This is a genomic window from Streptomyces sp. B6B3, assembly GCF_039871525.1.
Classification (GTDB): Bacteria; Actinomycetota; Actinomycetes; order Streptomycetales; family Streptomycetaceae; genus Streptomyces.
The window spans coordinates 258,398-277,474 of sequence record NZ_JBDPLU010000002.1 but is presented as its reverse complement, the minus strand read 5'-3'; the positions used below and the strand labels follow the sequence as shown (position 1 = coordinate 277,474).

15 protein-coding genes are annotated in these 19,077 nt (G+C 75.3%); 1 reads left to right on the top strand and 14 read right to left on the bottom strand.

All coding sequences use genetic code 11. The features are described 5' to 3' along the window. Window positions 1–27 precede the first annotated feature (27 nt). The 10 genes from ABGB06_RS05435 to ABGB06_RS05390 form a co-directional block, all read right to left on the bottom strand. A complete protein-coding gene (locus tag ABGB06_RS05435) occupies window positions 28–1,248 on the bottom strand; it encodes a beta-ketoacyl-[acyl-carrier-protein] synthase family protein (protein ID WP_347585796.1) in 1,221 nt (406 codons plus the stop codon). Further along, window positions 1,245–1,514, bottom strand: a complete 270-nt coding sequence (locus tag ABGB06_RS05430) for an acyl carrier protein (protein WP_347585794.1) — start codon at window positions 1,512–1,514, stop codon at window positions 1,245–1,247. Before ABGB06_RS05430 ends, ABGB06_RS05435 begins: the two co-directional genes overlap by 4 nt. Window positions 1,515–1,586: 72 nt before the next feature. Next, a complete protein-coding gene (locus ABGB06_RS05425) occupies window positions 1,587–2,624 on the bottom strand; it encodes a 3-oxoacyl-[acyl-carrier-protein] synthase III C-terminal domain-containing protein (RefSeq protein ID WP_347585792.1) in 1,038 nt (345 codons plus the stop codon). A gap of 88 nt (window positions 2,625–2,712) precedes the next feature. Next, a complete protein-coding gene (locus ABGB06_RS05420) occupies window positions 2,713–3,903 on the bottom strand; it encodes an NAD-dependent epimerase/dehydratase family protein (RefSeq protein WP_347585790.1) in 1,191 nt (396 codons plus the stop codon). Continuing rightward, on the bottom strand, window positions 3,900–5,525 hold the full coding sequence (locus tag ABGB06_RS05415) for an AMP-binding protein (protein ID WP_347585788.1): 1,626 nt from the start codon (window positions 5,523–5,525) through the stop codon (window positions 3,900–3,902). The genes ABGB06_RS05420 and ABGB06_RS05415 overlap by 4 nt, the downstream gene beginning before the upstream one ends. A 5-nt stretch (window positions 5,526–5,530) precedes the next feature. Beyond that, window positions 5,531–6,439 (bottom strand): alpha/beta fold hydrolase, encoded by a 909-nt coding sequence (locus tag ABGB06_RS05410; protein ID WP_347585786.1) that lies wholly within the window; start codon window positions 6,437–6,439, stop codon window positions 5,531–5,533. A 201-nt stretch (window positions 6,440–6,640) separates the two neighbouring features. Then, the gene (locus ABGB06_RS05405) at window positions 6,641–7,459 is read right to left on the bottom strand and encodes an LAETG motif-containing sortase-dependent surface protein (RefSeq protein ID WP_347585784.1); all 819 of its coding nucleotides are present in this window, start codon (window positions 7,457–7,459) and stop codon (window positions 6,641–6,643) included. A gap of 371 nt (window positions 7,460–7,830) precedes the next feature. After that, window positions 7,831–8,793 carry an SCO0930 family lipoprotein gene (locus ABGB06_RS05400; RefSeq protein ID WP_347585782.1) on the bottom strand — a complete coding sequence of 321 codons (963 nt, stop codon included), beginning with the start codon at window positions 8,791–8,793 and terminating at the stop codon, window positions 7,831–7,833. Window positions 8,794–8,944: 151 nt separating this feature from the next. Then, on the bottom strand, window positions 8,945–10,447 hold the full coding sequence (locus tag ABGB06_RS05395) for an NADH-ubiquinone oxidoreductase-F iron-sulfur binding region domain-containing protein (RefSeq protein ID WP_347585781.1): 1,503 nt from the start codon (window positions 10,445–10,447) through the stop codon (window positions 8,945–8,947). Further along, the gene (locus ABGB06_RS05390; RefSeq protein ID WP_347585779.1) at window positions 10,444–11,286 is read right to left on the bottom strand and encodes a hypothetical protein; all 843 of its coding nucleotides are present in this window, start codon (window positions 11,284–11,286) and stop codon (window positions 10,444–10,446) included. The genes ABGB06_RS05395 and ABGB06_RS05390 overlap by 4 nt, the downstream gene beginning before the upstream one ends. Before the next feature lie 426 nt (window positions 11,287–11,712). On the opposite strand from ABGB06_RS05390, the gene ABGB06_RS05385 reads away from it, so the two are divergent. Continuing rightward, complete coding sequence (locus ABGB06_RS05385; protein WP_347585777.1) at window positions 11,713–12,615, top strand: helix-turn-helix domain-containing protein; 903 nt, start codon at window positions 11,713–11,715, stop codon at window positions 12,613–12,615. Between the two features lie 114 nt (window positions 12,616–12,729). On the opposite strand, the gene ABGB06_RS05380 is transcribed toward ABGB06_RS05385, so the two are convergent. The 4 genes from ABGB06_RS05380 to ABGB06_RS05365 all read right to left on the bottom strand — a co-directional run bounded on the left by ABGB06_RS05380 (window position 12,730) and on the right by ABGB06_RS05365 (window position 19,039). Continuing rightward, a complete protein-coding gene (locus tag ABGB06_RS05380) occupies window positions 12,730–14,184 on the bottom strand; it encodes a DUF1996 domain-containing protein (protein WP_347585775.1) in 1,455 nt (484 codons plus the stop codon). Window positions 14,185–14,261: 77 nt separating this feature from the next. Continuing rightward, window positions 14,262–14,930, bottom strand: coding sequence for a DUF4142 domain-containing protein (locus ABGB06_RS05375; protein WP_347585773.1), 669 nt, complete (start codon window positions 14,928–14,930; stop codon window positions 14,262–14,264). A gap of 183 nt (window positions 14,931–15,113) precedes the next feature. Beyond that, window positions 15,114–16,163, bottom strand: coding sequence for a hypothetical protein (locus tag ABGB06_RS05370; protein ID WP_347585771.1), 1,050 nt, complete (start codon window positions 16,161–16,163; stop codon window positions 15,114–15,116). Beyond that, window positions 16,160–19,039, bottom strand: a complete 2,880-nt coding sequence (locus ABGB06_RS05365) for a PEP/pyruvate-binding domain-containing protein (protein WP_347585769.1) — start codon at window positions 19,037–19,039, stop codon at window positions 16,160–16,162. Before ABGB06_RS05365 ends, ABGB06_RS05370 begins: the two co-directional genes overlap by 4 nt. Between the last annotated feature and the right edge of the window lie 38 nt (window positions 19,040–19,077).

Sequence of the window (19,077 nt, the reverse complement as noted above, 5' to 3'; positions counted from 1 at the left end):
TGAGGCGCCGGGGTGGTGGGGCGGCGGTCAGGCGCGGCGGAGGATCAGCACCGCGTTGTGGCCGCCGAAGCCGAACGAGTTGCTCGCCACGGCCTCGATCGCGCCCTCGCGCGGCGCCTTGGTGACGACGTCTAGGTCGATCTCGGGGTCCAGGGTGTCCAGGTTGGCGGTCGGCGGGATGGCGCGGTGCCGCAGGGTGAGGACGCTCAGCGCGGCCTCGATGGCGCCCGCCGCGCCCAGCGTGTGACCGAGGACGCCCTTGGCGGAGGTGACCGGGGGCGGGCTGCCGCGGAAGAGCCGCCGGAGGGTGGCGCCCTCGATGCGGTCGTTCATGGGGGTGCCGGTGCCGTGCGCGTTGACGTGACCGATGTCGCCGGTCTGGAGGCCGGCGTCCGCCAGGGCGGCCTGGAACGCCCGCACCACCCCGGCGCCCTCGGGGTGCGGGGCGGCGTAGTGGTGGGCGTCGGTCGAGGCGCCGTACCCGGCGAGATGGGCGAGGACGGGGACGCGGCGGGCCCGCGCGTCCTCGGCCCGTTCCAGCACGAGCAGTCCCGCGCCCTCCGCCAGGACGAAGCCGTCCCGGTCGGCGTCGAAGGGGCGGCTCGCGCCGGCCGGGTCGTGCAGCCGGGTGGACAGGGTGCCCATCCGGGAGAAGCTGAGGGAGGTCATGGGGTGGCACGGGGCCTCGACGCCGCCGGCCAGCGCCACGTCGCACCGGCCGGCCACGAGCAGGTCCCTGGCCACGCCCAGCGCGGTGGCGCCCGAGGAGCAGGCCGTGGTCACCGCCATGCTGGGACCCCCCGCGCCCAGCGCCATGCAGATCTCCGCGGCGGCGGCGTTCGTCGTGGTGCGGGGGATGGTCAGCGGGGAGACCGTCGCGTAGTCGCGGCCGTGCAGCTTGCGGGCGGCCGTGAAGGACGCGTCCTTGCTCTCGGTGCCCACGCCGACGACCACGCCGACGCGGGCCCCGTCCCAGGTCGCGGGGTCGAGCCCGGCGTCGGCCACGGCCTGGTGGGCGGCGGCGAGCGCCAGATGCGCGAACCGGTCCATCCGCCACACCTCGCGGCCGAGCAGCGTCCTGGCGTCGAAGTCGGGAACGCGGCAGGCCAACGGGACGGGCACGTCGCCCAGCGCCGGATCGACGGCCGCCGCGGTCGCGGAGCCGGCGCACACCGTCCGCCAGGTGGCCGCGGCGTCGGCCCCGGCCGGCGTCACCAGCCCGAGGCCGGTGACGGCGACGGCGCTCACGCCGGGGACTCCGCGTCGGCGACGGCCGGCTGCTGGGCCCGCTCGACGGCGGCCACGGCCTCGGCGAAGGTGCTGCCCGTGGACCGCAACGCCTCGTCCTCCGGCACCCGCAGGCCGAGCTCGTCCTGGAGCACGCACGCCAGCTCCACCAGGCCGAGGGAGTCCATGCCGAGATCCTCCAGGGTGGTGTCCGGCTCGATGCTGTCCTCGGGGATGTTGAAGTGCTCGGCGACGCTGGCCCTGACGGATCCGTAGAGAGCTGACATGGGGTTCCTCCGTGGGGGAGTGGGGGAGTGCGCGGGCGGGGCCGGGTGGCGTGACGGGAGTGGCTGCGGGCTCTACAGCCGTATGACGACGAGGCCGGCGCTGGCGCCGGCCGCCAGGCCGATGAGGGCGACCAGGTCGCCGGGGTGGGCGAGGCCCGTCTCCAGCGCCAGGGAGAGCTGGAGCGGGAGGGAGGCGGAGGCGACGTTCCCGTGTCGGGGGAGAGTGACCACCAGCTTGTCGCGGGGCACGCCGAACTCCGGGCCGCACAGCTCGTCGACGTCGGACAGGGACACCTGGTGCACGCCGACGAACGCGAGGTCGTCGAACGTCAGCCGCCACTCGTCGAACACCGGGCGCAGCTCGTCGCGGGCGAGCCGGCGCAGGCTCTCCCGCATCCGCAGGCTCTCCATCCGGAAGAAGCCCTCGCCGTCGTCGAGGGCGCGGCGGGCGAGGGTGCCGCCGGTGCGGACGGTGGCCGAGTCCCAGACCGCCGACTCGGCGGCGAAGCGGCTCGCCAGCACGCCGCGGTCCTGGCCGTCCGGGTCGGCCTCCTCGGCCGTGAAGAGCAGCGCGCATCCGGCGTCCGAGAACCCGTAGGCGGGCAGGGCGCGGGCGAACGCCTGGGCGTCCGGGACGTTCAGCCGGGTGTAGAGCGAGGGCGCCTCGCCGCAGGTGATCAGGACCGTCCGGTACTGGCCGGTGGCGATCAGGGCGTGCGCGGTCTGCACGGCGTTGAGGACGCTGTTGCAGGCGTTCTTCACGTCGAAGACGGGGCAGCGAAGGCCCAGCTTGGCGGCGACGACGTGCGAGGTGGCCGGCTCGGCCAGGTCCTGGCAGCAGGCGGCGAAGAGCATCAGGTCGATGGCGGCCGGCTCGACCCCGCATCCGGCCAGCAGCTTGTGTCCGGCGGCGGCGGCGAGGTCCGAGGCCTGCTGGTCGTCGTCGATCAGATGCACGCCCCGCACCCCGGTCAGCCGGGTGACCAGGCCCGGCGGAGGCGTGAACGACGGGCTCGCGGCGGCGATCTGCGCCTCCCGCTCGGCCATGGAGACCCACCGCTCGGGCAGCTGTGCGGTCACCCCGGTGAGGCATGCTCGACGCTCAGTCACGAGCCGCAGGCTAGCGCCGGGCTCGGCCATTCTCGTGACGCCGAATCGGGATGAATGGGAACAGTGGCGAACGATCCGGGCGGGAGGTTCACCCAGTCGAGCGAGGCTCCGGTGCATCTGGTGAATCCGGTGAATCCGGCGACGCCGGAGTCTCCGGTGGCCGGGTGGACGAGGGCGGCTCGTTCCGGCGGGCGAGGTCCGCCAGGCCGTCGGCGAGCGTGACCGGCGGGACGAACCCCAGGTCGCGGCGGGTCGCGGCCAGGTCGAACCAGTGCGGATGGGTGAGCTCGGCGACCAGGAAGCGGCTGAGGCCGTGGGTGCCCGACGCGCGGGTGACGCCGGCCGCCGCCTCCCGGACCGCCGCCACCCCGCGGACCAGGTGGGCCGGCAGGCCGCGCCATTCGGCCCGGACCCCGGCCGCCGCCAGCAGCGAGGTGGCCAGGTCGCGCAGCGGGCGGGGCTCGCCCTGGGACACGAAATAGGCGCGGCCGCCGATCGGCCGGCGCTCGTGGAGCAGGTCGAGCGCCAGCAGATGCGCGTGCGCGGCGGTGCGCACGTGGGTGCTGTCCACCAGGTTCGACCCGTCGCCCGGCATCAGCAGGCGGCCCCCGCGGGCGGCACGGACCAGCGCCGGGGTGAAGTGCGGGTCGCCGGGGCCCCAGATGAGGTGCGGCCGCAGCGACACGGTGGCCAGCGACCGGCCGTTGGCGGCCAGCACCAGGGCCTCGCCGCGGGCCTTGGTCAGCGGGTAGGCGGCCAGATGGCGCCGGGGGTAGGGGGAGTGGTGGTCGGCGTTCTCCAGGCCGCCGGGGCGGAACACCACGCTGGCGGTCGAGGTGTTGACGAGGGTCCGCACGCCGTGGGCCAGGCACTGGGCCAGCACCGTCCGGGTGCCCGCCACGTTGGTCGCCCAGTACGGCCGGAGCGGCCCGCTGACCCCGGCCAGCGCCGCGTTGTGGATGACGGCCGCGCAGCCGGCGACGGCCTCGGCCAGCGCGGCGGCGTCGGTGAGGTCGCCGTGCCGCTGGGCGACGCCGAGCCGTTCGAGTTCGGCGCTCGGGCGGCGGGTGAACGACACCACCTCGGTGCCGCGGGCGACCAACTGCCGGCAGATCTCCAGGCCGAGGAAGCCGCTGCCCCCGGTGACGAGGACCTTCCCCCAGGCCGGGGATGCCTGGGAGGTGCCCTCGCCCAGGGGATCGGAGGCCGGGGAGCCCTCGGAGGTGCCTCCACTCCCGACCGCGGCGGCCCGGGAGGCGTCCCCGGTGGGCGCGGTCACGGCCGGCCCCGCAGGCGGGGCGCGGCCCAGGCGGCCAGGCGCTCCCGGTCGATCTTGGCGTTGTGCCGGATGTCGGTCGGCAGCCGGGGATGGACCAGCACGGTCTCCACCCGCCGTCCCTCGGGATGGTCGGCCAGCACCCCGCGCAGCGCGTCGAGGACCCCGGGGCGGTCGCGGCGGGCGCCCGCCAACTCCGCGCAGAGCACGGCCCGCTGCCGGCCCGGCGCGCCGACGCCCACCAGCGCGGCGCGCCGCACCCCCGGCACCCGGCCGGCCGCGGCCTCGACGTCCTCGGTGTTGAGGGTGAACCCGGCGCCCCGCACCTGGTGCGCCCGGCGGCCGTGGAACCACAGCCGCCCCAGGTCGTCGAGCCGGCCCATGTCGCCGGTGCGGTGCAGCAGCCCGCCCTTCGTGGTCAGCTTGGCGGCGGCGTTCGCCTCGGGCCGGGCGTGGTACGCCGGGCTGACGTTCGGTCCCGCCACCGCGACCTCGCCGACGCCGCCGCGGTCCGCGTCCAGCACCCGCACCCGCAGGCCGGGCAGCGGCGGGCCCAGGCAGGTGCCGGCCGCGCCGCCGGCCGGGCCGGGCTCGTCGAGGTCGGCCACGTTGACCGCGCTGACCGGCAGGCATTCGGTGGCCCCGTACACGCTGAGCAGCTCCGCGTCCGGCCTGAGCACCGCGCGCAACCGGCCGCCGGTCCCGGCGTGCAGCGGCGCGCCGAAGGACACCACCCGGTCCACCGACGGCAGCGTCAGGCCGCGGCGGGCGCAGTGCTCGGCGAGCAGCCGCAGCATCGCGGGGGACGCGGCGAGCACGGTCGCCCGGTGCTCCAGCAGCGGCCGCAGGATCCGCTCGGGCGGGGTGCGGATCGGGGCGCGGTGGTTGACCGCCGGCGCGACCGTGGTCACGCCGAGCGCGGGTCCGAACAGCACGAACGGCAGGAACCCGGACAGCAGCACGGTGGGCTCCCGCGGCACCAGAACGGTGGCCAGCGCGTCCAGTTGTCCCGCGAGGGTGGCGTAGCGGTACTCGACGCCCTTGGGCACGCCGGTGGATCCGGAGGTGAAGGCGATCACCGCGAGGTCCGCGTCGGCGGGTGCGCGGGCCGCCGGCCCGGCGTCCGGCGGCTCCGCGGGCGGGGGCAGGCGCCCGGCGAGCGCGTCGTCCAGCGCGGCCAGCCGGCGCCCCGTCGTCACGGGGACGCGGACGTGGCCCCGCGCCCAGCCGAGGACCCGGCGGGCGAGGTGGGCCAACGGCTCGCCGACGAACACCTCGGGCGCCGCCTCGTCGAGGCAGACGCACAGATCGCGCCGCGGCAGGCCCGGGTCGACCAGCAGGGGAACGGCGCCGATCAGCATCAGGGCGTAGACCACGGCCGTGAGTTCGTCCGGATTACGGGTCATCACCACGGCCCGCTGGCCGGGGGCGACGCCCGCCTCGCGGAGCGCCTCGGCCGTGCGCAGGCAGCCCGCGGCCAGCCGTGCGAACGTGACGGGCCGGCCCGACCCGTCGCGGCGACCCCGCACCAGGGCGACGGCGTCGGGCCGGGCCGCGGCCAGCCGCAGCAGCCGGTCGAACAGGGGCGTCCCGTTCGTCGGGTCCGTTGGGTCCGTTGGGCTCATCGGGTTCATCGGGCCTCCGTCTCGCGCAGGAACGCGACCAGGTCGCGGCCGAGATCGCCTGCCGCGTCCTCCGTCACGAAGTGGCCGGCGTCCGGGTAGCGGTGGACCCGGGCGTGCGGGTACCGGCGTTCCCACTCCGTCAGCAGCGCCGGGGTGAACACCGGATCCCGCATGCCCCAGCCGACGAACGTGGGCAGGCCGGCCAGGGCGGCGTCCGCGCCCGGGTCCGCCGGGTCCAGCAGGCGCCACACCGGATCGTTCGGGTCTCCGCCGGGGATGGCCCTGACGAATTCCAGCACGGCGGAACGGTTCCGGCGCCGCCGGTACGGCCGCAGGTAGGCGCGGCGCACGGGTGCGGGCAGCCGGCGCGTGACGCCGGCCAGAACCGCCGTGCGGGCGAACAGGTTGGTGGTGTGCACGAGGCCGGCGACGGTCCTGGAGTCCCTGATCCACCGCAGGAAGGGCGGCAGCCGGTAGTCCGGCGGGAGGCGGAACCCGACGGTGTTGAGCGCCACCAGCCGGCCCAGCACGCCGGGATGGCGGCGCGCCCAGGCGAGTCCCAGCGGGCCGCCCCAGTCGTGCAGCGCGAACGTCCAGCCCCGGTCGGGCAGGCCCGCGGCGACGAGGTGCTCGAACAGGGCGTCCAGTTGCGTGAGATGGCGCGCCAGCCGGTCCGCGGGCGCGGCCGGCATCGGGGAGCGCGCGGAGAGCCCCATGCCCGGCCAGTCGGCGGCGACACACCGGTGCTCGGGCGCGAGCGCGGTCAGCAGATGGCGCCACAGGTAGCTCCACGACGGGTTCCCGTGCAGGAAGAGCACCGGGTCGCCCGCGCCGACGTCGACGTAGTGCTGTCCCGTCTTCGGGACGCGGCGCCAGTGGCCGCGGCCGGGGTAGCCCGGCAGGGAATCCGACACCGGAGCAGTGTGGCCCCCAACCGGCCCCGGGCGAAGCCGGCCTCACCCGATGGAGTGACGCTGACCGGCGGGTTTCCCGCCAGGGTGCCGGACGGAGCGGGACGGAGCCGGACGGAGCCGGACGCGACGAGGCGGGCGCCCCCCGAGGGACGGCGCCCGCCTGTCTGTCGTGTGTCCGCTCGGCCCGAGCGGTGGGGTGGGTCAGCTGGCGGAGCTGCCGCGGCGCTTCACCAGGAACAGCGCGCCGGCGCCGACCACCAACAGGCCCGCGCCCACCGAGGCGTACAGCGTCGTCTGCGAGCTGTCGCCACCGGTCTCGGCGAGCTCGACGGTGGTGTCCTCGGGCAGCGCGATCGGCTCGCCGACCGGCTCCTCGGCGCCGCCGCCGGAGGGCTCGGGCTCGTTGTCGGCGGGCGCGTCGGTCGGCTCGGGGGTGGGTTCCTCCGAGGGCTCCTCGGACGGCTCCTCCGAGGGCTCCTCCGGCTCGTCGACCGGCGGCTCCTCCTCGCAGGGGGCCTCGCCGTTCCAGGCGGCGATGAGGTTCTCCGGGGTCGGCGAGTCCGGGTAGTGCGGCAGCGCGCCCTCGACGCCGTCGTACTTGGTGCCGTTGCCGTAGAGGTCGATCTGGCCGAAGCAGGACGGCGCGAAGTCGGACACGTCGAGCGTCGCCTCGGGGGTCTCGCTGGACAGCACCGTGGTGTCCCAGCCGAGGAAGGCCTGCTCACCCGAGCTCTCCCAGCTGGGACCCTCCGCGCTGTAGGAGGCGAGCGAGACGGGGTACTCGCAGCCCTCCGCGAGGGTGCCGACCAGGCGCACCGAGATGGTGGTCGGCGCGTCGCCCTCGAAACGACCGGTGGTGGACCACGAGTCGCCTCCGTCGAGGGAGTTCTCGATCTGGACGCCGCCACACTGCTGTGTGTCCGCGAAAGCCGGGCCGGCCCCGAGGCCGACCAGGGACATGCCGGTCAGACCGGCCACACCGACGGCGCCTATCGCGCTTCTGACAAGTGAACGCTGCACTCTGGGAGCTCCCTGCATGCGGGTGGAGACCAGCGTCCAGGCTGCGCTGCCGACGACTCCCCGTTGCCACCGAAGTTCCGCCGACGGCACCGAAACTCGGGCCTGCCGGCGGGACGCGAGATCCCGCAGCCTGATCCGTGGATGGATGAGTACGCGGGATTCCACCACTTCCGTCGACCGGTGGGTAATCCGTCTCGTGGCTCGTGCGTTGGTATGCCCTCTTTGGGGCGCGAGTTATTGCGAGACCGTTATGTAGGCAACGTGTGACAGGGCGTGGTGCGGGGCTCGTCGGAGGGGTGCGGGTGGGAGTGGGCCGAGGCCCGACCCCCGGCCACGGCGGACACCGAGGGCCGGACCGGGGGCCGGGGGTCTCATTCGGCGCTGGCCTTGGTGCCGTCGGGGGCGACGGCCCACCAGGTGCCGTTCACGCCGTGCCCGGTCGTGTCGCCTGGCTCCTCGTCACCCGTGTACCAGTAGAGGATCCAGCAGTCGATCGCCAACTGCTCGGTGCCGTCGGGCCGCTCGAACGTGTTGATCAGCTCCGGGTCCAGGCCGTCGGCCGCCTCGTCGGGGTCGACGACGGCGGCGGGCTTCCACACGTCGAGGCAGTCGCCGGTGCAGCCGGTCGACATCGGCCACGCGGTGTCCTCGTCGAACCGGTACAGCGTGCGGCCCTCGGCGTCGGCCAGGATCCTCCCGAGCTCCGGATCCTCGACGACCTGGAGGGCCACCTCGTCCTCCTCCGCGGCGGCCGTGCCGGCCGGGGCGCCGTTCGGCGCCAGCGCGTTCCACGTGCCGTTCACGCCATGGCCGTTCGTGGTGCCCGGCTCGGTGTCCTCGGCGTAGCGGTAGACCGGCCAGCCGGCCAGCGTCAACTGCGTGGTGCCGTCCTCGCGTTCCACCTCGCCGAGGAGCTCGGGGTCGATGCCGGAGGAGACGTCGGCGTCGTCGGCCGGGACCGGCGGCCACGCGGTGGCGCAGTCGTCGACGCAGGTGGACTCCGGCGGGTCGGCGGTGTCCTCCTCGAAGCGGTAGAGCGTGAAGCCCTCGCTGTCGGTGACCAGGTCGCCCAGCTCGGCGTCGGCGGCCACGGCCAGCTCTCCCGCCGGATCGCCGAGTTGGGCCTCGGCGTCGGAGCCGGCGGCCCCGTCGCCGTAGTCGTCGCCGTAGTCGTTGCCGTAGCTGTCGCCGCCGCCGTAGTCGTCCTGGGCGGCGGAGACGTCCTCGGTCGCGCCGTACTCTCCGGAGCCGCCGTCGGTGCCGCACGCGGCCAGCAGCATGGTCGCGACGGCGACGCCGGCCAGCGCCGCGGACGCCTGACGTGTGATCTTCATGCCGGTCTACTCCTTGGATCGGTGGGGGTGGGGAGGGACAGGGGGAGGAACGGGAGAGGTAGAAGGGACAGGAGGGGCGTGGGAGGTTGTGGTGATGGCAGGGAGCGGTCGGGGGTCGGGAGCCGAAGGGGGAGGTGAGTCGGGAACGGGGTCAGTCCGCCACGCGGAGCGCGAGGGCGGGGCAGCGCCGCACGGCGCGAACGGCCTGGGCGCGGGCGGGTGGTGGCACGGGCATCGAGGCCGCGGCCGGATAGCCGTCGGCGTTCAGCCGGACCACGCCGGGGAGGATGTCGGCGCAGAGCGCGTGGCCCTGGCACAGGGTCCAGTCGACGACGAGCCGCGGCCCGTCGACGTCGGCGGGCACGGGCGCGGGCGCGTCGAGGGCGACGGGATCCGGCAGCGGCAGGGTGCCGAGCACCGGCCGGCCGCAGCCGCGGCCGAGCGCGTGATCGGTGAACTCCTCGGGGAACGTGACCAGTGCGGAGGCCACGAACCCCGCCGTGCCGTCGGGGTGGGAGCAGGCGCCGCGCTTCCGCACGCCGGCCATCCGGTCCCGCACCGCGTCGAGCGCGGCCAGGCCGCCGCCGTCGGCGGCCCGGGCCAGCGCGTCGGCGATCGCGGGCAGGCCGAGGAAGCACGGGCCGCACTGGCCGGCCGACTCGTCGGCCATCCAGCGGGCCACCCGCACCACCTCCCCGACCGGGCAGGTCGCGGCCGGCAGCGGCAGCACGGCGCCGGCGCCGAGCGTCGCGTCGTGGTGGGTGAGCGCCTCCCGGGAGACGATGACCGCGTACGCGGCCTCCGCCGTCAGCCATCTGCCGTGGTAGCCGCCGACGAGCACGCCCTGGCCCGGGTCCAGGCCGCACAGCCACAGCACGTCGCGCAGCGGCACGCCGGTCGGCGTCTCCACCACATGCGTGCCGGCGACGCTCAGCAGCACCGTGCCGGGCTCGGTGGCGAGTCCCACCTCCCGGTAGGGCAGCGCGCCCATCCGGGCGGCGACGGCGAGTTGGGCGTAGGTCTCGGTGTTGGAGAGCAGCGTCGGGGCGCCGCCGAGCCCGCTCTCGCTGGTGCGCACCCGGCGTCCCGAGGGCAGACTGAGGCCGGTTTCGAGGCCGCGCACCAGCGCCGTGCCCTCGCCGGTGACGAAGCGCTCGGGCAGCCGGACGACGCGCACGGAGCGTTCCTCCGGCGGGCGTTCGGCGACCGCCTCGCGCAGGGAGCGTTCGACGTCCGCCCGGGTCACGGCGATCACCGTCCGGTCGGCGCCGAGCGCCCCGGCGGCCAGCAGCGCGCCGTCGATCACCAGATGCGGCGCGCGTCGCAGCAGTTCCTTGTCCTTCAGGCAACTCGGTTCGCCCTCACTGCCGTTGACGACCACCGCGGGCGCCTGCGAGCGGCGTCGCGCCGCCTCGGCGACCGCCCGGAACTTCCGGGCGAACGGAAAGCCCGCACCGCCCCGGCCGCGCAGATCGATGTTCTCCGCGAGCGCTGTCACCTCCTCCAGGCGCGGCCGGGGCAGGGGACCGTGCACCGTCAGGTGCGTCACGCGGTCGAGCCGCGTGGAACCGGCGAGTCCGGCGAACAGCCGGGGCCGGCCGATCGTGGCGAGCGCGGGGTGTCCGCTGGCCCGCTCGTTGGTACGGGTGCTCATCGGGACCTCCGCTGGGCGACGACGACGATGCGCACCGCGAGCGCCACGGCGGCGCCGACCAGGCAGGTCAGGTACAGGACGGTGACCCAGCCGCTCGCCGCCCGGCCCGAGCGCAGCCCGTGCACGAGCGAGGCGCCCCAGGCCACGTACGCGCCCGTGTGCAGGGCCCGCCACCAGCGGGAGCGGCGCCGCGTGGCGAACGCGCCGCGCACCGCGCCGATCGCGGCGGTCAGCAGGAAGAGATAGGCGGCCAGGGTGCCGAGGCCGATCAGCGTGGGCTGGGTGTCGTCGGTGAACGGCACGGCGGCCGCGCCGGCGGTGACCCGCTCGTTGGCGATCTTGACCCAGACGTGCAGGGCCAGGAAGCCGATGCCGCAGACGGCGAGGCCCCGGTGCACGGCCTGGGCGAGCAGCCGGTGGCCCGGGTGCAGCACCAGCCGGTCGGTCGCCGCGAGGCCCCACAGCACCGCGCCGGTCAGGCACACCAGGGCGACCACGCCGGCGCCCCAGTCGAGGAAGTCCCAGACGGCCTCGAAGACCCCGGCGCTCGCCGCGGCGAGCGTGGTGACCAGCGCGACACCCAGGAGATAGGCCACGGTGAGCCGGGAGCCGTGTGCCGCGGGCAGCCGCGGCGCGCGGCGCGCCGTCCGGCTCGGGGCCCGGCGCAGGCCCTGGCCCTGGACCAGGCGCACGGCCCGGTTCGGCGTCCGGGTGCGGCGCGCCGCCCGGCCGGGTGCGGCCCGGTGGGGCGTCAGGTCCGGGGACCGGCGGGGCGCCGGGACCGTCAGCGTCGACGGGCGCCCGGCGTGCCGCGGTGCCTGGACTGGGTGTGTGGACATCGGATCCTCCGAACGCCTCGGCAGGGCTGGGGCCTTCTGGGACGGCTTGCAGCATCACCGGAGCGTCCGGGTCCGCATGGCCAGTTATCGAAACGTGATAAATTTCTTCGACTTCGCGGCCGTCACGCTGTGCAGCCACGAAGATGCCGCTCCAGAAGGAATTCGGAAGTCACCTGTCACGAGTCACTTTTCGTAAACCATCGCAAACGGCACGTGTCCTCCCGATGTAAAGGAGGTAAGATGCGTGACCTTCTGAACCGCGCCCGGTCGCATCCTCAAGAGGAATGGATTCGCGTTCTCTTCCGCGAACTTCCGGCTCTCACAGAAGAGGTGGTGGAGGTGCTTCGGCACCGAATTCCGGGTTTTTCCGCACTTCTGGTGGACAATCGCAGGGAAGAGGTGCAATGGGAACTCGAACAGGCGCTAATGACCGCACTGAGCCATATCGGCCCAGGTGAGGACGACAGTTACTCCCTGACCGGCCCGACGGCGATGATCCCGGCCCCCAGGGCGCCGGGAGACGCGCGTCAGGACCTGGCACGGCAGGAACTCCTCGCGCTGCTGACCGGGGAGACCACGATTCCGGACGACGACCTCGCCGCCCTGGCCCGCGACGCTGGATGGCCGCTGCCCGAGCGGGTGCAGGCCGTGGTGCTCGCCGCGTCCGGCGAACCACCCCTGCCGACCGAGGTGTTCGGCGAGTTGCTGGCCGGCCCCGCCGGAGGTCAGCAGCAGCGGTTGCTGTTGCCCGATCCGAGCGCCGAGTCCCGGGCCGCGCTGCGCACCGCGCTGCGCGGCCGGAGCGCCGCCGTCGGACACGAGGTGCCGCTGCACGACGCGGCGTCCTCGATGCGCTGGGCGAGCCGGCTGCTGTCGCTGGCCCCCGGCCTCCACGAACCCGGGGACGCGCAGCCGGTGTTCGTCGACGACCACCTCACCACCCTGTTGTTACTCCAGGACGAGTCCCTGGTGCGGGCGCTGGCGGCCCGCTGGCTGGGCCCGATGGAAGGACTGACCGACCGTCAGTGCGAGCGACTGGAGGGAACGTTGCTCGCCTGGCTGGAGGGCGGCGGCGTGCCGGAGGCGGCCAGGGCGCTCCAGGTGCACCCCCAGACGGTGCACTACCGGCTGCGCCAGCTGGAGAAGCTCTTCGGGCCCACGCTGCGCGATCCGCTGTCCCGTTTCGAACTGGAGATGACGCTGCACAGCCGGCGTCTGGTGGCCCGGATGCGCAACGCACAGTCCCGGGCCAGTCGCCGCGCCAAATCCACGGCGCTGGGCCTGCGCCACCTGCGGCTGTCCCGCGAGTCCCGGGTCAACGGGCGCTGAGAGAGGCGAGCGACGGAGCGGAAGGACGACGGGCGCCGGCGGTGGGGGAGTGAGGGGCAGGCCGCCGGCGCCCGTCAGTTCGTGTGGAACCTCCTCGTCAGCTCGTCAGCTTCGTCAGCCGCAGTCCGTGCCGCTGTTGATGCAGTTCACCGTCTCGGCCATCAGCTCGTCCGACATCACGTTGATGAAGTCGCTGTGGTCGGTGACCGGCTTGTGCAGCTGCTCGGGGAAGCTGTCCAGCGCGAACGGCGTGTCCGCGGGGGCGTCGTCCGGGATGTCGTAGGTGATCCGGTGCGTCAGCTGCGGGATGGCCTGGAAGCCCTCGGGGCAGGAGCCGTCCTCGGCCGCGAAGGCCACGTGGTCCCGGTGGTTGGCGCTGTCGGTGTTCACCCCGTCCCAGCAGCTCTGGAAGTCGAAGCTGCGGACCACCTCGCTGCCCTCGGGGCACAGCGGATACCTGTCCGTCAGCTGACGGTCCTCGAACCCGGTGCAGCTCCAGGAGGCGTTGGCGTTGGCCGTGCCGTTGGTGAACGACTTGGCGTCGCCGGTGATGATGCGCAGGAACTGCGGCATCTCCACCACGGGGCCGAGCGGGTTGCCGACGAAGGTGAGGGTCGCCGAGGTGGGCTGCAGCACGGTGCCGTTGTTGCCGTCCGGGTCGCCGCCGGTGTCGTCCTCGCCGTCGTCCTCGCCCTCGTCCTGACCGTCCTCGCCCTGGTCGCCGCCGTCGCCGAAGTGGTCGGTGTGCACCTCGCCGTCCGGCACCCGCAGCACCGGCCAGTAGTGGGTGGACTGGTCGCCGTTGACGCAGGTGGTGTCCGCGGCGAGCAGGCTCTCGTCGGTCGAGAAGGCGTCGGTCGACACGTTGCCCACGTAGTCGTGCAGGTGGTGGGCGCCGTTGCTGACGCCGGGGGCGGCGATCACGTTGTCCGTGTTGAAGTGGCCGTTCTCGTTGACGCCGCAGTCCACGGTGAACGAGCCGGTGGAGGCGTTCTCGCCGAACACCGGCTCGGCGACGTTCGGCTCGACGGTGGTGATGTCCACGAAGTCCTCGGGCACCGGGCCGCCGACCGGGACCTCGGGGTCCTCCGGGTCCTCGGGCTCGTCGTCCTCGTCCGGCGGCCGGATCTCGCAGTCGTCCAGCCCCTCCAGCCAGTCCAGCCAGGAGGGCCACCCGCCCCGGGAGCCCAGCGTGTCGACCATCTCGTCGATCGTCGCCTGGCGCTCGGCCTCCAACGCGCCGAGCACCGCCTCGGGATCGCCCTCCTCGACGGCCAGCTCGGTGTAGGCCTCGGCCACCTGGGCGTCCAGTTCGGCGAGGTCGGCGCCCACCTCCTCCTCGGTGCCCTCGGGCACCTCCTGGAGCTCCTGGCCGACGTCGGGACAGACGATGGTGCCCCACCACCAGCCGGCGCTCTGGCCGAAACCGCCCCGGCCGTCGCCGTCGTGCCGGCCGTCGTGCCCGTCGTCGTCCCGCGACCCCCACGCGGACGCCGTCTGCGAGATCACCACGGCGCCCCCGCCCCCCACCACCAGCGTGGTGACCACCGCGAGAATCACGATCCTCACGCGTGAACGTTTGTGTCGCTGATGACCCATGAACTGCTCCTTTCTCGGTCTCCCGGCGTGGGAGTGCGTCGGGAGTGCTACGACAGGCCCGCGTAGTCCACGTGCCCGGTGGCCTCCAGGACCGTGATGTGGTCGAGCACGGTGGCGTTGGCCAGATCGGCCAACTCGCGGACCTTGGAGTTCTGCGTCGTCGCCCGGATCTGCGCGACCAGCACGAACACCTCGCCGTGCGCGCGCCGCAGGGTGTTCGCGAACATGCGCTCGTACTCGGTGCCCTCGGCCTCCTCCAGGGAGGCCAGCCAGCCCCGCTGTTGCGCCGTCGGCTGGTTAGGGAGCTCGATGCCGAGCACCCGGCCGGCCTCGATCGCGGCCGCGTCCAACTCGTTGTGGCCCTCGACCAGATGCTCGCCGGCGTGCCGCATGGCGTCGGTGGTGGCGCGCTCGACGGCCTGGCGTCCCGCCGGTCCCTCCCACAGCCCCGCCGCCCTGACCCGGCGCACGAACTCCCGGTCGAGCGGCGTCAGCGGCCCGTACTGGGTGGTCAACGTGCCGTGTCCGTCGTCCGGAACCCGACTCAGCTGGCCGGACGAGCCGGCGACCGTGGTCCCCGGTTCGAAGACGCTCAGCGGCACCAGCAGCGCGGCCACGGTGAACGCGAGCGCGCAGATGACGATGCTGGTGCCGAGCGTGTGGGCGGACGTGAACGCCCCGGCGATGCCGGCTCTTCGGGAGGCCAGGCGCACCATGCCCCTCCTGACGCGTACGGTGGGAGGGCGCGTCGGCACCCTCGTGGAGTGCCCCGGACGCTAGTGGGGGTGCTGAGGTTCCGTTCCGGAATCATCACCAACAGATAAAGCCCCGATGGAGCGCCGATGTTGGTGTTATGCTCCGCGGCCCGTGTGGTCTCCGGAGGGTGGGGCGGCGGAGGTTCAGCCGCGCTCCACCGAGGCGACGGCCGTGGTGCCGATGACGTGCAGCTGGACCCGGTCGATGGCGGCGTCCTCCAGGCAGCCGAGCAGCCGCGTCTGGTCGTGCTCGCTCAGCGAGGGGTAGATCGTCGCCGCGTAGATCCCGTCGTCCAGCGCGGTCATCCCCGCATGGTCCAGCGGCACCGAGGTGGCGTCCCGGCAGCGCTCCCACTGCTGCTGCGCCGCCAGCGCGCCGCGTTCCTCCGGCAGGCCGCGGCTGTCCACCGAGAACAGCACCGTGGTGGCCGCGTCGGCGCCCCGCTCCGGCGGCTCGGTCCGGGTCAGCTGCGCCAGGCCCACCACGAGGCCGCAGCAGACGGCGACCACCGCGGCCCAGCCGGCGACCCGCAGCCAGCGGCGCCGCCCGCCGGGCCCGGGTCCGACCGCGGGCCGGTCGGGCAGCTCCGGGACGCCGCCGACGCCGCCGGGCGGGGCGGCCAACGGTGCCAACCGGGCGGCCAGGCCGGCCCCGGCGATCGGCCGCACCATCCGGCGGGCGATCCGCTCCACCACCCAGGCCAGACCCGACATCGCCACGCCGGCCGCCATCAGCACCGGCACGAAGACGAAGGTGTGCCGCTCCCGGTCCAGCGTCTGGTCGAGCCAGGCGAAACGGGCGCGGGCCCGGGCGGCGTCCTCCTCGGTGCCGGGCCGCTCACCGGCCGCGGCGGGCGGCGCGGCCCCGACCTCGGACGGCCCGGCGGACGGCCCGGCGGACGGCCGGTCGGGCAGCCTGGCGAGCGGCTCCGCCCACTCCTCCTGCCTCCCCCAGGCCTTGGCGGCCTGGGAGGCACCCCCATGCCGGTCGTCGTCCCGCACCCGCCGCTCCAGCCGGGATATCCGGTCCAGGATCGCGAGGCCGAGCAGCAGCACCTCGACCACCAGCAGCAGGACCCCGGAGAGGATGGCGCGCTGCCACTGCCAGCGGTAGAGGTAGATCACCAGGTAGCTCGCGGCCCCGGCGGCGACCAGGCCGCCGAAGAGGTACGCGAGCGTCTTCGCCGATCTCATCGCCGTGCCTCGCCGACCAGCGTGTCCCTGGCCGGCGCGCCGACCGCGGTCGGGGCCTCGGTCACCTCACCGGACGAGCCGTCCACCACCACCCGGGTGCCCGGCGGGAACCGGTCCACCGCGCCCGCCGCCCCGGTCACCGTGGCCAGCCGCATCTCCCTGGCCAGCACGGCGAGGTGGGACAACGGGCTGCCGGTCTGCGCGACCAGCCCGGCGAGCGAGGGCAGCAGCGTGGCGAGCCCCGGGTCCAGCGTGCGCACCACCAGCACGGGGTCCGCGGGGCGCGGTCCCGCGCCGTCCCACACGGTGCCGGTGACCCGGCCGCCCGCGACGCCCTGGCCCGCGCCGCCCCCGGCCGGTCGCCCGGCCGTGGGCTCGGCGACCACCAGGCCGCCCTCCGCCAGCCGGAACGCGTCGGGCAGCGGGGCGCCCGCCGCCCGCGGCCGGCGGGCGGCGAGATCGGCCGGCAGCGGCCCGCCCTCCGCCGCGCGCACCAGCTCCGGATAGCTGAGCAACGCGACGCGGCGCCCGAGCGGGGCCCCGGTCCGGGCGGCGACCCGGTACGCCAGCTCCCCGACCAGCCGGGCCTGGAACTCCTGCACCCACCGGACGCGCAGCCGCAGCGCCTCCCTGGGACCCAGCCGGCCGACTCCGTCCTTGCCGGACAGGTCCCCGCCGGCCACGGTCGCGGGCAGCCGCGGCGGCTCCGTCAGGCTGGGCGGGACGAGGGCGAGCACCTCGGGCATCGCCGCGACGATCTCGCCGTCCGTCAACCCCGCCGCCCGCCCCCACCGCAGCGCGGCCAACCCACTCCCCGCAGCGGTCGCGCTTCCCGCGCCGAGACCCACGTCCCGCGCGGACGGGACATCCGCCCCGAGCCCCGTCTCCCGCCCCGACACCGCGGCCGTGTGCCGTGCCGACGGCGCGTCCGTGCCGGTCGGCGCCATCCACCCGGGCGGCGCCTCGGCGCCGAAGCGTGCCTCCCGCGCGGGCACGGGGTCCGTGCCGGAGGCTGCCTGCCGCACAGACGGTGTGCCAGCGCCTGGTGCCTTCCCGGCGTGGGTCGTGTCGGCACGGGAGGTCACCCTCCGCGCGGGTGTCGGGTCCGTGCCGGACGTCGCGTCCCGCGGGGGCGCTGGGGTGGTGCCCGGGCCGGGTGTCTCCTGGGCGAGTGCCGCCCCGGCGCCGGAGATCAGCCGCCGCGCGGGGAGTGTGTCCGGGCGGGAGGCCGGGTCCCGCGCGGGTGGTGTGGCGGCGTCGGGCGCCTCCCTGGTGAGGTTCGCATCGGCGCCGGAGGTCAGCCCTCGCACGGGGAGTGTGTCCGGGCCGGCGGGTGTCTGCCGCGCGGGGAGTGTGTCCGGGCGGGAGGCCGGGTCCCGCGCGGGTGGTGTGGCGGCGTCGGGTGTCTCGTGGGTGAGGCCCGCATCGGTGTCGGAGATCACCCCGTGCGTCGACACCGCGTCCCAGCCGAAGGTCGCCTGCCGTGCGGGCGGTGCGTCGGCTCGGGAGGTCGCTCCCCGCTCGGGCATCGGGCCCGCGCCGGAGGGCTTCTCCCGCGCGGGAAGCGCGAGGGCGCCGGTGAGGGCCTCCTGGGCGTGGAGGGAGACGAGGGTGGCGCGGGACCAGCGGAGGGCGGCGGTGAGGGCGGTCGTGCTCAGTGCGGTGGGCGGCGGGGTCTCGGACAGCTCCCGGTCCACGTCGGCCGTCAGCGCGGTGGCCAGCCCGGGAAGGGCCCCGTGCAGGCGGCCCACCCGCCACGCCGCGGCCAGCCGGCGCGCCCCGGGGAGCGGGTTGAGCGCGGCCAGCAGCCGGCGGCGGCGCGGCGCGACGCCCAGCAGGGTCAGGTCGGCCACGGCCCGGCCCCCGACCGTGGAGACCACGGGCACGGTGCGCAGCCGGCGCCGCGGGGCCGCGCCGGCCAGGTCCAGCGCCAGGGCCAGCCCGTGCGCCATCGGCACCACCCAGAGGTCCTCCTCCAGCGGCTGCAGCACCCCCGGCAGCGTCTCGGCCACCGGGCCGGGGCCGAGCAGCCGGGCCCGCCGCTCCGGGCGCGGCGCCATCGCGGTGATCGGACGGCTCTGGAAGAGCCACAGCGTCCCGGTGCGCTCGTCGAAGCCGAACTCGATGTCCTGCGGCCCGCCGAAGACGTGGGCGGCGCGCCGGGCGAGCGCCGCGAGCCGGCGCAGCTCCGCCGGGCGCAGCAGCCGCTCGACGGCCTCGGGTTCCGCGGTGTGCAGCGGCCGGCCGTGCGGGGAGAGGTGCAGCGTGGTGCCCTGCTGGGCGCCGCCGACCAGCCGGTCGGGGCCGCCGCGCACCACGCTGACCAGGAAGCGGTCGGTCCGCCCGGCCACCGGGTCGGCGCCGAACAGCACCCCGCCGACCCGGCTGCGCACCATCGGCTGCACCAGCACCGCCATGGCCGGCGCGGGTCCCGGTCCGGCCGGCTCGGGCCCGGACTCCCGGACGACGGCGAGCGCCGCGCGGAACGCGTCCCAGCCGCGCACGTCCAGCACCGAGTCGAAGCGGCCGGCCATGGAGGACTCGGCAGTGTCCTCGGCGGCCGAGGAGGACCTGACGACCAGCGGCCGGGCGCCGTTCCCGCTCAACTCGCGCCAGACGCGGCGCAGGTCGGTGGCCCGGTGCGGGCGTTCCGGGTCGGGCGGCAGCACCACGAAGCCGGGCAGCACGGGCAGCCCGGCCGCCGCGGCGCGGGCCAGGGCGGCGGCCTTGCCGCCGGTCAGCTCCGCCGCGCCGGCGCGCGGGTCGTCCAGCGGCAGCACCAGCCCGGCGTCGGCCGGGTGGGGCGGGCTCGTCCGCTGGCTGCTCTCGGAGGGCTCCGGGTTGGCGTCGCGACCGCTGACCTCGATGTCCATCATCCGCTCCTCCACTGCGCCCCACCCGGCCCCGCCGGTCC